This window comes from Streptomyces sp. NPDC002889 (assembly GCF_042888425.1).
In the GTDB taxonomy this organism is placed as follows: Bacteria; Actinomycetota; Actinomycetes; order Streptomycetales; family Streptomycetaceae; genus Streptomyces.
In genome coordinates this window covers 65,433-80,725 of sequence record NZ_JBIAPT010000004.1, presented here as the reverse complement: position 1 = coordinate 80,725, position 15,293 = coordinate 65,433, and the positions used below count along the sequence as shown (strand labels likewise).

11 protein-coding genes are annotated in these 15,293 nt (G+C 70.2%); 1 reads left to right on the top strand and 10 read right to left on the bottom strand.

Annotation, left to right across the window (positions count from 1 at the left end):
* Positions 1-177: 177 nt before the first annotated feature.
* Positions 178-1,518: a UDP-N-acetylglucosamine 1-carboxyvinyltransferase gene (gene murA / locus ACFYWI_RS07225; protein WP_389226520.1), complete on the top strand. Its 1,341-nt coding sequence runs from the start codon at positions 178-180 to the stop codon at positions 1,516-1,518.
* A gap of 257 nt (positions 1,519-1,775) precedes the next feature.
* Here the strand turns inward: murA and ACFYWI_RS07220 are convergent, their stop codons facing one another.
* The 10 genes from ACFYWI_RS07220 to ACFYWI_RS07175 form a co-directional block, all read right to left on the bottom strand.
* Positions 1,776-2,057: an HU family DNA-binding protein gene (locus ACFYWI_RS07220; RefSeq protein WP_030083433.1), complete on the bottom strand. Its 282-nt coding sequence runs from the start codon at positions 2,055-2,057 to the stop codon at positions 1,776-1,778.
* 337 nt (positions 2,058-2,394) lie between these two features.
* Entirely contained in the window at positions 2,395-3,828 is a 1,434-nt protein-coding gene (locus ACFYWI_RS07215; RefSeq protein WP_389226517.1) for an NAD-dependent malic enzyme, read from the bottom strand.
* A 363-nt stretch (positions 3,829-4,191) separates the two neighbouring features.
* Complete coding sequence (locus ACFYWI_RS07210; RefSeq protein WP_389226514.1) at positions 4,192-6,570, bottom strand: HelD family protein; 2,379 nt, start codon at positions 6,568-6,570, stop codon at positions 4,192-4,194.
* 61 nt (positions 6,571-6,631) lie between these two features.
* Positions 6,632-7,462, bottom strand: coding sequence for an anti-sigma factor family protein (locus ACFYWI_RS07205; protein ID WP_389226511.1), 831 nt, complete (start codon positions 7,460-7,462; stop codon positions 6,632-6,634).
* Positions 7,459-8,043 carry a sigma-70 family RNA polymerase sigma factor gene (locus ACFYWI_RS07200; protein WP_389227311.1) on the bottom strand — a complete coding sequence of 195 codons (585 nt, stop codon included), beginning with the start codon at positions 8,041-8,043 and terminating at the stop codon, positions 7,459-7,461. Before ACFYWI_RS07200 ends, ACFYWI_RS07205 begins: the two co-directional genes overlap by 4 nt.
* Positions 8,044-8,162: 119 nt before the next feature.
* Positions 8,163-8,798 (bottom strand): CGNR zinc finger domain-containing protein, encoded by a 636-nt coding sequence (locus ACFYWI_RS07195; RefSeq protein ID WP_389226508.1) that lies wholly within the window; start codon positions 8,796-8,798, stop codon positions 8,163-8,165.
* Positions 8,799-9,170: 372 nt separating this feature from the next.
* The gene (locus tag ACFYWI_RS07190) at positions 9,171-10,316 is read right to left on the bottom strand and encodes a uroporphyrinogen-III synthase (RefSeq protein WP_389226505.1); all 1,146 of its coding nucleotides are present in this window, start codon (positions 10,314-10,316) and stop codon (positions 9,171-9,173) included.
* A gap of 102 nt (positions 10,317-10,418) precedes the next feature.
* Positions 10,419-11,771, bottom strand: coding sequence for a nitrate/nitrite transporter (locus tag ACFYWI_RS07185; protein WP_389226502.1), 1,353 nt, complete (start codon positions 11,769-11,771; stop codon positions 10,419-10,421).
* Positions 11,772-11,876: 105 nt separating this feature from the next.
* Positions 11,877-13,127 carry an acyltransferase gene (locus ACFYWI_RS07180; RefSeq protein WP_389226499.1) on the bottom strand — a complete coding sequence of 417 codons (1,251 nt, stop codon included), beginning with the start codon at positions 13,125-13,127 and terminating at the stop codon, positions 11,877-11,879.
* A complete protein-coding gene (locus tag ACFYWI_RS07175; protein WP_389227308.1) occupies positions 13,124-15,247 on the bottom strand; it encodes a glycosyltransferase in 2,124 nt (707 codons plus the stop codon). Before ACFYWI_RS07175 ends, ACFYWI_RS07180 begins: the two co-directional genes overlap by 4 nt.
* Between the last annotated feature and the right edge of the window lie 46 nt (positions 15,248-15,293).

The following is a 15,293-nucleotide window of genomic DNA, read 5'->3' as shown; positions in this document are numbered from 1 at the left end:
GCGGCGTGGTGACCCTGCGCATGCCGGTGCCAACGGAACGTGTTGTACCGAATTCATTACGCCTGAGGTCCACCTCGGCCCTACGGGGCAGAGGTGTAGGACGCTTACCCTTTTCCCTGGCCCCTGCCCGACGTCCCCCTCGCTCCACCGGGGGGACCCCTCCGGAACGCGAGATTCATGACCGGCACAGACGATGTACTGCTTGTCCACGGCGGAACCCCGCTCGAGGGCGAGATCCGCGTCCGCGGCGCGAAGAACCTCGTGCCCAAGGCGATGGTTGCCGCCCTGCTCGGCAGTGAGCCGAGCCGGCTGCGCAATGTGCCCGACATCCGTGATGTGCGCGTCGTCCGCGGGCTCCTGCAGCTGCACGGAGTGACGGTACGGCCCGGTGAGGAGCCGGGTGAGCTGGTCCTCGACCCGTCGCACGTCGAGAGTGCGAACGTCGCGGACATCGACGCGCACGCGGGCTCGTCGCGCATCCCGATCCTCTTCTGCGGGCCGCTGCTGCACCGGCTCGGCCACGCCTTCATCCCAGGCCTCGGCGGCTGCGACATCGGCGGCCGGCCCATCGACTTCCACTTCGAGGTGCTGCGCCAGTTCGGCGCGACGATCGAGAAGCGGGCGGACGGGCAGTACCTGGAGGCCCCCCAGCGGCTGCGCGGCACCAAGATCCGGCTGCCGTACCCGTCGGTCGGCTCGACCGAGCAGGTGCTGCTTACGGCCGTGCTGGCCGAGGGTGTCACAGAGCTGACCAACGCCGCGGTGGAGCCGGAGATCGAGGACCTCATCTGCGTTCTGCAGAAGATGGGCGCGATCATCTCCATGGACACGGACCGGACCATCCGGATCACCGGTGTCGACAAGCTCGGCGGCTACACGCACCGCGCGCTCCCGGACCGGCTGGAGGCGGCCTCCTGGGCATCGGCCGCGCTGGCGACCGAGGGCAACATCTACGTGCGCGGCGCGCAGCAGCGCTCGATGATGACCTTCCTCAACACCTACCGCAAGGTCGGCGGCGCCTTCGAGATCGACGACGAGGGCATCCGCTTCTGGCACCCGGGCGGGCGGCTGAAGTCGATCGCACTGGAGACGGACGTGCACCCCGGCTTCCAGACCGACTGGCAGCAGCCGCTGGTGGTGGCGCTGACGCAGGCGACGGGCCTGTCCATCGTCCACGAGACGGTGTACGAGTCGCGGCTCGGCTTCACCTCGGCGCTCAACCAGATGGGCGCGCACATCCAGCTGTACCGCGAGTGCCTGGGCGGCTCCCACTGCCGCTTCGGCCAGCGCAACTTCCTGCACTCGGCGGTCGTGTCGGGCCCGACGAAACTCCAGGGCGCGGACCTGGTCATCCCGGACCTGCGGGGCGGCTTCTCGTATCTGATCGCGGCGCTGGCCGCGCAGGGCACGAGCCGGGTGCACGGTATCGACCTGATCAACCGCGGCTACGAGAACTTCATGGAGAAGCTCGAGAAGCTGGGCGCGAAGGTGGAGCTCCCCGGCGGCGCACTCGTCTGACGCCCGCACCGCACGGCGACGGCCCCCTGGGGACACCCCCAGGGGGCCGTCGCCGTCCGTGTGCGCACCGCGGCGGGGCGGGCGAGGGCAGGCGGCGTCCGCCCGGCCAGGCCGGCGCCGAGGGCAGTCATCCGCGCCGCGGCCCGCGCGGACGGCAGGCGTCGGGCCGGGGAAGGCGCTGTACGGCCCGTGGAGCGGCAAACACCGAGGCGGCCACCCCCTGACAGGGTGGCCGCCTCGGTGCACTGCCTGGGGGCTTACTTGCCCTTGGCGGCTTCCTTGAGCTTGGAGCCCGCGGAGACCTTCACGCTGTAGCCGGCCGGGATCTGGATCGGGTCGCCGGTCTGCGGGTTACGAGCGGTGCGAGCGGCACGGTGGGTGCGCTCGAAGGTCAGGAAGCCGGGGATGGTGACCTTCTCGTCGCCCTTGGCGACGACCTCGCCGACCACCTCGGCGAGAGCGGCCAGCACGGCGTCGGCGTCCTTGCGGGTCACCTCGGCGCGGTCGGCCAGGGCGGCCACCAGCTCACTGCGGTTCATGTTGTTACTCCCGTGTTCTTCTTGCCTGTGAGGCGTGAGATCGAAGCCGATGCTGCCAGGGCCCTTGGACAGTCCCCGGACCCGGGTCTGCTGTCAGACCCTCGCGCCCGAATACGCATCCTGCCCCCACCAGCGGCGGGAAAGCCAATCCGGCACCCTCCGGGGTCACACGAAAAGCGCCACTGCCTCGCCGTGGTGACGTTCCGTCGACTCCGTCGAAACTCCTCGGAGCCGAAACTCCTCGGAGCGACGGTCGGGGGCATACCGGGGCCGCCGGCTCATGGTCCGCCACCCTAAAGGGGGGTTTGCAACCCCGCGACCCGCGACGCGCCGTATGTCAGGCGGACGTGGGGCCTGTCACAGCCGCCCCTGCCGCCTTGGCAGCCTCGCGCACGGCGCCCGCCACCGCTCCGGCGACCTTGTCGTTGAAGACGGATGGAATGATGTAGTTCGGGTTGAGTTCGTCCTCGGTGACGACGTCCGCGAGTGCCTTCGCGGCCGCGAGCATCATCTCGGTGTTGACCGTGCGGGACTGGGCGTCCAGCAGACCGCGGAAGACGCCCGGGAAGACCAGCACATTGTTGATCTGGTTGGGGAAGTCCGACCGTCCGGTGGCCACAACTGCCGCCGTCTGGCGGGCGATTGCCGGGTCGACCTCCGGGTCCGGGTTCGCGAGCGCGAACACGATGGCGCCCTCCGCCATCGCCGCGACGTCGTGGGCGCCGAGCAGGTTGGGGGCGGAGACGCCGATGAAGACGTCCGCGTCGACGACGGCCTCCTTGAGCGTGCCCGTGACGCCTTCGGGATTGGTGTTGTCGGCGACCCAGCGCAGCGGGGACTCGGGTGCGGCGTCGACCAGGTCCGCGCGGCCCGCGTGCACCACACCATGGATGTCGGCGACGACCGCGTGCTTGACGCCCGCGGCGATCAGCAGCTTGAGGATGGCCGTGCCGGCCGCACCCGCGCCGGACATGACGACCCGTACGTCCTCGGCCGCCTTGCCCACCACGCGCAGCGCGTTGGTCAGCGCCGCGAGCACGACGATCGCGGTGCCGTGCTGGTCGTCGTGGAAGACGGGGATGTCCAGGGCCTCGCGCAGTCGCGCCTCGATCTCGAAGCAACGGGGCGCGGAGATGTCCTCGAGGTTGATGCCGGCGAAGCCGGGGGCGATCGCCTTGACGATCTCGACGATGGCGTCGGTGTCCTGCGTGTCCAGGCAGATCGGCCAGGCGTCGATGCCGGCGAAGCGCTTGAAGAGGGCCGCCTTGCCCTCCATCACCGGGAGCGCGGCCATGGGGCCGATGTTGCCGAGGCCGAGTACGGCGGAACCGTCGGTCACCACTGCAACCGAGTTGCGCTTGATCGTGAGGCGGCGGGCGTCCTCGGGGTTCTCGGCGATCGCCATGCAGACGCGCGCCACGCCCGGCGTGTAGATCATCGAGAGATCGTCACGGTTGCGGATGGGGTGCTTGGACTGCATCTCGATCTTGCCGCCGAGGTGCATCAGGAACGTACGGTCGGAGACCTTGCCGACGACGACGCCCTCGATCAGGCGCAGCTCCCGCACGATCTCGTCGGCGTGCGCGGTGGAGGTCGCTGCGACCGTGACGTCGATCCGCAGCTTCTCGTGGCCGGAGGCGGTCACATCCAGGCCGGTCACGTGGCCGCCGGAGGACTCCACGGCCGTGGTGAGCTGGGAGACCGCGGTCCCGCTCGCGGGCACCTCCAGCCTGACCGTCATCGAGTACGAGACGCTGGGCGCCGTTGCCATGACCGGGTTCCTCTGCTTTCCCTAGCTTCATTGCTGTGCGGCGCCATGGCTGTCGCCCGGCAGCGCCTTCCGATGGTGACACCTACCTGCCAGTAGCAGGTAATGCGGTCATTTTGTTTTCGGAAGATTCTTTCCACCATACGAGAAGGCCAGGTCACGCAGAAGAGGTCCGCGCCACCGATGCGGTGGCGCGGACCTCTTCGATCCACGTGTTGAGTGACACCGGCCCGCCATGCTCGCCTCGCGGCAAGTGGTCGCTCGTGGCGACGAAGGTTGGGCCCGGGGGCTTGGATCGGGCCGGTGCCACACCCAGGCTAACAAACGACCCCGGGAAGTGATTCCTCCTCGCGCACTGACCGCGCCTCAGTCCCGCAGCAGGTCCGGAACCCCGTCCGCGTCCGGCTCGTCGCGGCGGTCCGAGACCACCGTGAGCTGCTGCGTGGCCCGGGTCAGCGCCACGTAGAGCACCCGCAGCCCGGCCGGGGACTCGTCGGCGATCTCCGCGGGCGAGACGACGATCGTCGCGTCGTACTCCAGACCCTTGGCCTCCAGCGAGCCGAGCGCCACCACGCGGTCGCCGAGGCCCGCCAGCCAGCGCGCCGCCTGCTCGCGCCGGTTCATGGCGACGACGACACCGACCGTGCCCTCGACCTCGTCCAGCAGCCGCCGCGCCTCGGCCCGTACGGCCCCGGCCAGATCCCCGCCCTGCGGCACGACGGCGAAACGCGGCCGCACGCCGGTGGAACGCACCGCGGAAGGGGCCTTCATACCGGGCATGGCGAGCGTGAGCACCTTCGCCGCGAGTTCGGCGATCTCGGACGGGTTGCGGTAGTTCACGGTCAGCTCGAAGCGGCGGCGCGGGCGGGTGCCGAGAGCCTCGTCGCGGGCCTCGGCCGCCTCGTCCGGGGAGGACCAGGACGACTGCGCGGGGTCGCCGACGACCGTCCAGGTGGCCTGCCGGCCGCGCCGGCCGACCATCCGCCACTGCATCGGCGTCAGGTCCTGCGCCTCGTCGACGATGACATGCGCGTACTCGGTGCGCTCCGCCGCCAGCCGCTCGGCCCGCTCGCGCTGCGTCTCCTCGCGCTGCGGCATCAGCTCCTCCAGACCGGTCAGCTGGTCCAGCGGGTCGAACTCGCGCTTGCGGCGGGGAGGGGCAGGGGTGCCGAGCAGCGTCTGCAGCTCGTCCAGCAGCGCCACGTCGTGCACCGAGAGGGCGTCGCGGCGCAGCGAGCGGGCGAGTCTGCGCACCTCTCCCTGGTTGAGCACCCGGCGCGCCCAGCGGCCGAGCCGCCGCTCGTCGGCCATCGCCGAGAGCACGGAGCGCGGGGTCAGTTCCGGCCACCACGCGGCCAGGAAGTCGATGAAGCTGTCCTCGCCGGTGATGTCCTCGTCGAAGGAGGAGCGCAGCTCGGCGGCGAGCTCCGGGTCGCTGTGCCGGCCGACCGCGCCGGACTTGGCGTACAGGGCGTCCAGCAGCAGTCGCCGGGCCCGCGGGCGCAGCAGATTGACCGGTGTGGTGCCGCCGAGGACGTTGTGCCTGATGCGCTGCAGCTCGTCGGCCTCCAGCTCCAGACGCCGCCCGAAGGCGACCACTCTCAGCCGGGTCGGCGTGGCGGCGGGCCGGGGCTCGTCCTCCTCGCCGAAGGCCAGCTGGCCCCGGGGGCCTCCCGCCGCGGTCGGCAGCTCCAGTGCGCCCCGCGCGGCCCTGCGCAGCACCGTGAGCATGCGGGACGAACCCTTGATGCGGGCGACGGCGGGGTCGTCGTACGCCGTCGCCTGCGCTCCGTCGACCAGCGAGCCGAGTGCGCGGATGGCGACCTGCCCCTCCTCGCCCAGCGACGGCAGCACGCCCTCGGTGTAGGCGACGAGCAGCGGGGTCGGGGAGACGATGAGGATGCCGCCCGCGTACCGTCTGCGGTCCTGGTAGAGCAGATACGCCGCCCGGTGCAGGGCCACCGCGGTCTTGCCCGTCCCCGGGCCGCCCTCGACGTAGGTGACCGAGGCGGCGGGGGCGCGGATCACCAGGTCCTGCTCCGCCTGGATGGAGGCGACGATGTCGCGCATGGTGTGGCTGCGGGCCTGTCCGAGCGCCGCCATCAGGGCGCCGTCGCCGACGACCGGGAGCTCGGCCCCGTTCAGCGTGGCGGTCAGCTCCGGGCGCATCAGGTCGTCCTCGACGCCGAGGACCTTGCGGCCCTTGGAGCGGATGACCCGGCGGCGCACCACGCGGCCGGGGTCGACCGGGGTGGAGCGGTAGAAGGGGGCCGCGGCCGGCGCGCGCCAGTCGATGACCATGGGCGAGTAGTCGGAGTCGAGGACGCCGATCCGCCCGATGTGCAGGGTCTCGCCGATCTCCGCGACCTGATGGGTGCCGTCCTGCCGTACGGCGTCGTCGGCGGGCTCGACGGAGGTGTAGGCGCCGTCCGGACCCTTCGTGCCGTCCTTGCCGTACAGCAGGTCGATGCGGCCGAAGAGGAAGTCCTCGAACTCGTTGTTGAGGCGGTTGAGGTGGATGCCCGCTCGGAAGACCTGGGCATCCCGCTCGGCGAGCGCGCCGGGGGTGCCCACCTGCCCCTTCTTGGCGGCGTCGTGCATCAGGAACTCCGCCTCGTGGATCTTCTCCTCGAGGCGGCGGTACACCTGGTCCAGATGTTCCTGCTCGACACCGATTTCACGGTCTCGCACCGTGTCGGCGGTCGAACCGACCACGGAATTCACAGCGGCATCCTGCGCGGCCACCGAGGCCCCCTTCTGACGTGCACTGGGCAGCCGTCAACCGTACGCGAAGGGGGCGGGTCTGTCAGGCGCCGACCTCCACCAGTCGCTCGCCGTCGAAGGTACGTACCTCGAAGTGATCGATGTCGTTGCGGTCCATCGCCGCGCCGCCGTGGACGTACAGCGGCTTCTTGGCCATCTCGTTCTGGCTGTCGGGGATGCCGTATCCCCACTTGGGCACGGCCCAGGACGTCACGACCTCCTCCTCGCCGGTCTTGGAGACGGCGATGAGGTTGCACTTCAGCGGGCCCTTGACGTTCTTGAGCTGCAGGACCGCGTGGGTGCCGTAGGGCTTCTTCTCCATGCCGACGACCGCGTTGACCTTGGTTGACGCGTCCGTGGCCTGGATCTTCTCCTCCATGTGGTTGAAGAAGGCGTCCTCGGCAGGGCTCGTGGGGTGCGGGTCGACGGGGCTGCCGGCCTGGTTGCCGCCGCTCTCGTTGCCGGTGGCGACGACCGCGACGGCCGGACCGCCGATGATCATCGCGGCCGCGGCCGCGACGAGGTACATCCCGCGCCGGCGCTTCTGCGCACGCCTGGCGGCCACCTCGTTCAGCAGGCCGCCGAGCACCTTGGGGCCGGGCGGCGAGGGGACCACGGGCACGGCCCGTGGCGGCGGTGTCGCCGATCGCATGCCGGGCAGGTTGTAGACATTGCTCTGCGGTGGTGCGGGGGCGGGTGCCTCGGCCAGCATCGCCAGCATCGGCTCGATGCCCGAGAACTCCTCGAGGTGGGCGGCGCAGATGTCGCAGCCCGCCAGATGCGCCTCGAAGGCGGAGGCGTCCGCTTGGTCGAGCACGCCGAGCACATACGCGCCGACGGCGTCGTGTACGGACTCCTGCTCATACATGGTCATGCCGAGACCCCCCTTTCCTCCAGAGCTAGCTTCATGGAACGGAGTGCGTAGAACACCCGGGACCGCACCGTCCCGCTGGGTATGCCGAGTGTTTCGGCAGCCTCATTGACCGTGCGCCCCTTGAAGTACGTCTCGACAAGAACTTCCCTGTGAGCGGGCGTCAAATCATCGAGCGCATCCGATAGCGTCATCAGCCACAACGCCTTGTCGATCTCGTCCTCCGCGGGCATGACCTCCAGCGGCGACGGGTCGACCTCCTGCGGCCGGGCCTGCCGGCTGCGGTGACCGTCGATGACGATGCGCCGGGCGACCGTCACCAGCCAGGGTCGGACAGAGCCGGTAGCACGGTTGAGCTGGCCGGCGTTCTTCCAGGCACGGATGAGCGTCTCCTGTACGACGTCTTCGGCGCGCTGGCGATCGCCGGCGACAAGACGGAGTACATAAGCAAGCAACGGTCCGGCGTGTTCGCGGTAGAGCGCACGCATCAACTCCTCGTCGGGCGTGGAGGTGTCGCGTGCCTTCTCGCTGCGATGGCGGGCCCGTTGCGGACGGTCATCGGCCACGGCGGCATCTTTGCGCACCTGATCCTCCCGGTCGAGACCTTGTTCTTCGGCTGGCTGCTTGTCCCCCTTCACTACGGGGGCCGCGGAAGGTTGACTCAACGCCGGCCGAAAAAGTTTCAAGATCTTTTAAGGGGTCATCAGGCCCTAGCCACGGCGGCGTTGCGGCGCCGATGCCTGGCAACGCGCTCCCGGTTGCCGCATACCTCACTCGAACACCAGCGGCGCCGACGTCCGCGTGATGTGTCCAAATACACACGGCGGCAGTTGTCTCCCTCGCACTGCCGCAGCCTCGCGCGGGCCGTGGGATCGGTCAGCAGCTCGACGGCGTCACGCGCCACGGCGGCGAGCAGCGCCCCGCACTCGGGCGCCGTGGCGAGGGCCCTGACGAGCGCGCCGTCGTGATCCCGTACGGCCCTGATGCAGGGCGGCGGACCCGCGGCGATGGCGTTGACCCGGTCCAGCGCGGACTCGGCGCCACGGCCGTCGAGTTCGGCGCGCACCAGCTGGGCCACACAGTCGCGCAGGTCGACGAATCGGGCCACCCAGCCGTCGTCGACGCAGCCGAGCAGAGTGCCGCCCGGCACCAGTCCGGCCCCGATCAGCCAGTGTTCCAACCGCCCGTCTCCCGCGAGTGGTTCGCGCGCGGCGGCGGCCGCCTGGGGGACCTCCTCGGATGTCGCCACGAGATCCAGGCAGATCCGCCCGGAGTCGAACCTCCACTCTCCCCCTCGCTGCGCGGGGGGAATCCCCACATCCATGCCCACCGCTGTCATGCGCCTGCCACCGCCTCGGGGTCACCGCCGGCTGTCCCCCACCAGAGTGCCCGTCGGCGGGTGCCGCCGGAACCCCTCCTCGGGCCGCACCCTGTGTTTACCGGTCACTGGCGCACGGTCGGCCCGGCGGCGGGCGTTCACCGGCGCGACGCGGCGCCTTGGGCCGTACAGCGGAACGGGGCTTCCGGACTGCCGGCCAACACGCCCAGCACATCAGGGCGGTTGGAGGGAGGGGCCACCCCGGTCACGCCCCGCGGCCCATGGCCCCGCAGACAGTCCTGCCGGTGGAGTCGACTCCGCGTCTCTCAATGACCGGTCACCGGCTGCCTGTCGGCGGGCCGTCACCGGTGCGCGGCATCCGCCCGCGTACGGTCAGGCGTCGGCGTACTTGGTGTCGGCGGCCGGGTCCAGCGCCAGGCGGTAGCCCCGTTTGACGACGGTCTGGATCAGCTTGGGCGCTCCCAGAGCCGTACGCAGCCGGGCCATCGCCGTCTCCACGGCATGCTCGTCCCTGCCCGCGCCGGGCAGCGCGCGCAGCAGGTCGGGGCGGGAGACGACCCAGCCCGGCCGCTCCGACAGGACACGCAGCAGGGCCATGCCGGCGGGCGGGACCGGGCGCAGATCGTTGTCGACCAGGACGGCATGACCGCGGATCTCGACCCGGCGGCCGGCGACGGGGAGCGTACGGGCGCGGGCGGGCAGTTCCATGCCGATCAGCTGGACGAGCGGGCCGAGCCGGAAGCGCTCCGGCGACACCGTGGGCACGCCGGAGGCCTGGAGCGGCACCGCGGTGACCGGCCCCACGCAGGCCGCGAGCACATCGTGATCGAGGGCCTCTAGCAGCTGCGGCAGCAGTCCGCGGTGCTCGGCGCGCGCGAGCAGGGAGACGGCGGCCGGGGCACTGGTGAAGGTGATGGCGTCCAGGCCCCGTGAGAGGGCCGCGTCCAGCAGCCGGTCCAGCGGGGCGATGTCCTCGGGCGCCATCCAGCGGTAGACGGGTACAAGGACCACATCGGCGCCCCCGGCCCGCAGTGCCTCGACGAACCCGGGCAGCGGCTCGCCGTGCAGCTGGAGGGCGATACGCCGGCCGTCGACGCCCTGGCCGAGCAGCCGGTCCAGCACCTCGGCCATGGACTCGGACGCCGGTGACCACTCCTCGGTGAGCCCCGCGGCGCGGATCGCGCCCTTCACCTTCGGGCCGCGCGCCAGGAGTTCCACACCGCGCAGCCGGGCCAGCAGCTCCTCGCCGAAGCCCCACCCGTCGGCGGCCTCGACCCAGCCGCGGAACCCGATGGCGGTGGTGGCGACGACCACGTCGGGCGCGTGGTCGATCAGCTCCTTGGTGGCGGCGAGCAGTTCCGCGTCGTCGGCGAGCGGGACGATGCGCAGCGCGGGGGCATGCTGCACGGCCGCTCCACGACGTCGCAGCAGGGCGCCGAGCTCATCGGCGCGCCGGGCGGCGGTGACGCCGACGGTGAAGCCCGCGAGGGGGCCGTGCGATTGGCCGTGGTCGTGCATGGTGTGGTCCCCACTGAACAGTGAATGGGCGACCGAGCCTGTCAAAGGTGCGTGACAGGCCCGGATCGCTCATATTTCCTTGCCGTTACGTACTCCGCCCGTTCACACCCTGGCGTACTCGAGCTGGGGCTCCGCGTCGGTCTCGGCGGTGCGCACCGGCACCGCGACCGGCCGGCGAAGGTATACCGCCCAGGTCACCACGGAGCAGACCGCGTAGAAGGCCAGGAAGGAGACGAAGGCGGCCGTGCCGGTGCCCGCGGTCAGGAAGGACTGGCGGAAGGCGAGGTTGATGGCGAGGCCGCCGACCGCGCCGACGGCTCCGATCAGGCCCATCGAGGCCCCCGAGAGCCGGCGTCCGTAGGCGGCCGCGGCCTCGCCGGTCATGCCCTTGGCGAGCGCCTTGTTCTGGAAGATGCCGGGGATCATCTTGTAGGTGGATCCGTTGCCGAGGCCGCTGAGCACGAACAGGGAGGTGAAGCCGATGAGGAAGACCGGCAGGGACTTCTGGACCGAGGCGGCGACTACGACACCGGTCGCCCCGGCCATGGCCACGAAGTTCCACAGGGTGATGCGTGCGCCGCCGAAGCGGTCGGCGAGCAGTCCTCCGACGGGCCGGATCAGGGAGCCGAGGAGCGGGCCGATGAAGGTGAGCGAGGCGGCCTGCAGCGGGGTGCGGCCGAACTGGGTCTGCAGGACCAGGCCGAAGGCGAAGCTGTAGCCGATGAAGGAGCCGAAGGTGCCGATGTAGAGGAAGGACATGATCCAGGTGTGGGGATCCTTGACCGCTTCCTTCGCCGCGCCGGTGTCGTTCTTGACCGGCGTGAGGTTGTCCATCCACAGCGCGGCGCACAGGGCGGCGATCACGATCAGCGGCATGTAGATACCGAGCACGAGACGCGGGTGGGCGGCCCCTGCGGTGCCGATGACCAGCAGGGACACCAGCTGGATGACCGGTACGCCGATGTTGCCGCCGCCCGCGTTGAGCCCGAGCGCCCAGCCCTTCTTGTGCAGCGGGAAGAAGGCGTTGATGTTCGTCATCGACGACGCGAAGTTGCCGCCGCCGACGCCGGTGAGCGCGGCCACCGCCAGGAAGGTCGTGTACGAGGTGCCGGGCTCCATGACGGTGTAGGCCGCGCCGGTCGGCAGGAGCAGCAGCAGTGCGCTGAAGATGGTCCAGTTGCGGCCGCCGAACTTGGCGACGGCGAAGGTGTACGGCACCCGGATCACGGCGCCGACGAACGTCGCCGTCGCGATCAGGAAGAACTTCCCGGCCGGGTCGATGCCGTACTCGGGTCCCATGAACAGGACCATCACGGACCACAGGGTCCAGATGGAGAAGCCGATGTGCTCACTGAGCACGGAGAAGGCGAGATTGCGCCGGGCGATCCGCTCCCCCTTCTCCCGCCAGAAAGTCTCGTCCTCGGGGTCCCACGTTTCGATCCACCGGCCTGCCATCACGCGCCTCCACCTTTGTCTGGTCGTGAGGATGAAGGTAGGGACGGCTCGTTTCATCCCGGTGCCGGGAGGTGACCGGTGCGAAACCTTGCTCTCACCCGGCGGTCACGCCCGGTGTGAGCGACGGCGCCCCCGGGACGATCCATTGGGCCACAGCCGCGGGCGGCGCTTGGCCGCGACGTCCTCCAGCCACCCCACCGCGACGATCATCAGGCCGATCAGCGGCCAGACGACGATCAGCATCAGGGTGGTGTAGACGCTCTCCAGGAGACCTTCGTACGTCGGATAGACGCCCGGGATCTCCCAGAGCAGGTCGATGACCGGGATCGTCGCCATGATCAGCAGGTTGTGCCAGAGGTAGATCGTCACGGCGCGGTTGTTGGAAAGAGTAACAAGCGTGTCGAATCGGGCGAGCTTGCCGGGCAGTTCCTGCCAGGACGGCGAGTACGTCAGCAGGATCACGCAGAAGCCGAACGACCAGGTCGCCTGGGCGAGGGGAATGTCATTGAGGTCCCAGCCGTCGGCCGTCAGATGCCCTGACGCCCACCACAGGCCGAACGCCATGATCAGCGCGGACGCCGATATCGAGAGGTAGCGCGGAACCTTCGCCAACAGGCCCGACTGGTGGGCGAAGCCCAGCACCCAGCAGGAGCCGTAGCAGGCGAAGTCGCTGATCGCGTTGCCGGTCTCGCCGGGGATCGTGACCAGCCCGGAGCCTACGATCGCGGTGAGCCCGAGCGGCGCCAGCAGCGTCGCCCACGGCACCTTGCGGAACGCCCACAGCAGCAGCGGCGAGGCGATCACGAACCACAGGTAGGCGCGGATGTACCAGAGCGGGCCCGCCGCCTGGACCGCCCAGGTGTCCTCCAGCAGGCCGGCCTTGTCACCGCTGTGCCAGGGGTACGGCGGTGCGCCGACCGGCACGATGTACCAGGCCAGCTTGATGAACCACCACACGCCTTCTTCCTTCAGCGGCTTCCAGCCGAAGTAGAAGATCACCGGCACGACGAACGCCGAGAACGCCCACATCGGCGGCAGCAGCCGGCGGACACGGCCCCGGATGACGCCCCAGGCCGGCCGTGAGAGCGAACGCGCCATCAGCGAGCCGGCCAGCGCGAACATCACGCCCATGGAGGGGAAGACGACCGTCAGCCAGGCCCAGCCGAAGATGTGGTACACGACGACGCGGACCAGCGCGACGGAGCGCAGCAGGTCGAGATAGCGGTCCCGGCCCGGGCGCTTGGGCGCCGCCGCCGGAGCGCCGGCCGCCGCGGCCGGGACGGCTGTGGCTGCGTCCGTCGCCGCCGTGTGACGGCCCTGCGGCACGCCGCCCGTGTGGATCGGGTGGGTGGTCATGCGACGGGCCTCCGGTCGTCACCGCGCTGGCGCTGGCCCGGTATGCCACCGGGCGCCTCCACCACACCCGTACGGCGCAGCTTCTGCCAGCGAAGCCGCCCACCGGTGAGCGCGGTGATCCAGGACTGAAGCAGCACCACGTACATGAGCTGCCGGTACAGGAGCTGCTGCAGGGGCAGCGTGATCAGGTGCGTCATGCGTTCCCGGTCGAGCCGGAAGGCGTACGCGGCGCAGACGGCCTGGATGGCGAGCACGCCGAGCCAGGCGGCGATCGTCTTCCCGGTGGGACCGAAGACCAGCCCGTACAGGAGGAAGACGTCGATCAGCGGGGCCAGCAGCGGGAACACGATCATGAACAGCGACACCATCGGCAGGCCGACCCGGCCGAAACGGCCCGAGGGACCGCGTTCGACGAGGGCGCCGCGGTGCTTCCAGATCGCCTGCATGGTGCCGTAGCTCCAGCGGTAGCGCTGCGACCACAACTGCTGGACGGACTCGGGGGCCTCGGTCCAGGCGCGGGCGTTCTCGGCGTATACGACGCGCCAGCCGTCGCGGTGGATGGCCATGGTGATGTCGGTGTCCTCGGCGAGGGTGTCCTCGCTCATGCCGCCGACCCGCTCCAGGGCCTGGCGGCGGAAGGCGCCGACCGCACCGGGGATGGTGGGCATACAGCCCATGACGTCGTACATACGGCGGTCGAGGTTGAAGCCCATGACGTACTCGATGTGCTGCCAGGCGCCGATGAGGCTGTCGCGGTTGCCGACCTTGGCGTTGCCCGCGACCGCGCCGACGCGCATGTCCGCGAAGGGCTGGACGAGTTCGCCGACGGTGGACGGCTCGAAGACGGTGTCGCCGTCCATCATGACGACGATGTCATAACGGGCGTGCCGGATGCCGTTGTTGAGCGCGGCGGGCTTGCCGGAGTTGGGCTGCCGTACGACACGGACGTTGGGCAGCCGCAGCGCCTGGACGATGTCGGCGGTGCCGTCGGACGAGCCGTCGTCGATGACGATGACCTCGATGGGGTGCTCGCTGGCCATCAGCGAGTTCACGGTGTTGGCGATGCATTCGCGTTCGTTGTACGCGGGCACGAGCACGGACACCGGGCGGGTGATCGGCGGCCCCCAACCGAAGCCCGGCCTGCGCACCTTGCGGGCGTGGGCGAAGGAGAGCACCAGCATCAGTCCGAAGCGGACGAAGACGAGCACGCCGATCGCGGCCAGGCCGACGACCAGGACCTCGGTGGTGTTCTCGGAGACGGCGACGGCGGCGACGAACGCCTTGCCCTTCCACAGCTCGGGTCCGGTGACCTGGGTGTGGGCGCTGGCTACGCCGAGTGCCTCGGTGAGATTGGTGAACTTGTAGCCGCGTTCCTTCATCTGCGGCAGGAAGCGGTCCAGGGCCGCGACGGTCTGCGAGCGGTCGCCGCCGGAGTCGTGCATCAGCACGATCGAGCCCTTGGTGCCCTTGGGCGTGGCCCTCTCGATGATTGCTTCGACGCCGGGACGCTTCCAGTCCTCGGAGTCGGTGTTGTTGAACGCGGTGATGTAGCCGCGGCTGCCTATGTACTGGGTGACCGGCCAGGACTCGTTGTCCAGGGCGTCGGAGAACGAGGAGTACGGGGGCCTGAACAGTGAGGTGCGGATACCGGCCGCGCCGGCGATGGCCAGCTGGTTCTGCGACAGCTCCCAGTCGATGCGGGCGGTGGACTGGAAGGAGAGATCGGGGTGATTGAAGGTGTGCAGCCCGACCTCGTGCCCCTCGTGCACCATCCGTTCCACCAGTTCCGGGTGGCGGGAGGCCATGGTGCCGGTGACGAAGAAGACGGCATGGGCGTTGTGCTGCTTCAGCTTGTCGAGGACCTTCGGAGTCCACGCCGGGTCGGGCCCGTCGTCGAAGGTGAGCACGAGCCGGCGGTCCGGGACGCTCAGCGCTGTCGGGGCCTTGGTGCCGCGGGCGTCGATGACCGGCCCGCCCTGGAGGATCTTCTCGGGCACCTGGTCGCTGGACGCCGGCGGTCGTACGCGGTGGTCCGCAAGGATCTCGCTGTGCACATAGCCGCGCAGCATCAGCATGGCGAGCAGCGCGACGAGCAGGAGCACGGGCAGCAGATAGCGCATGGGCAGGCGACGGCGAACGACGCGCCGGGGCCTCCGCCGCTGCGGG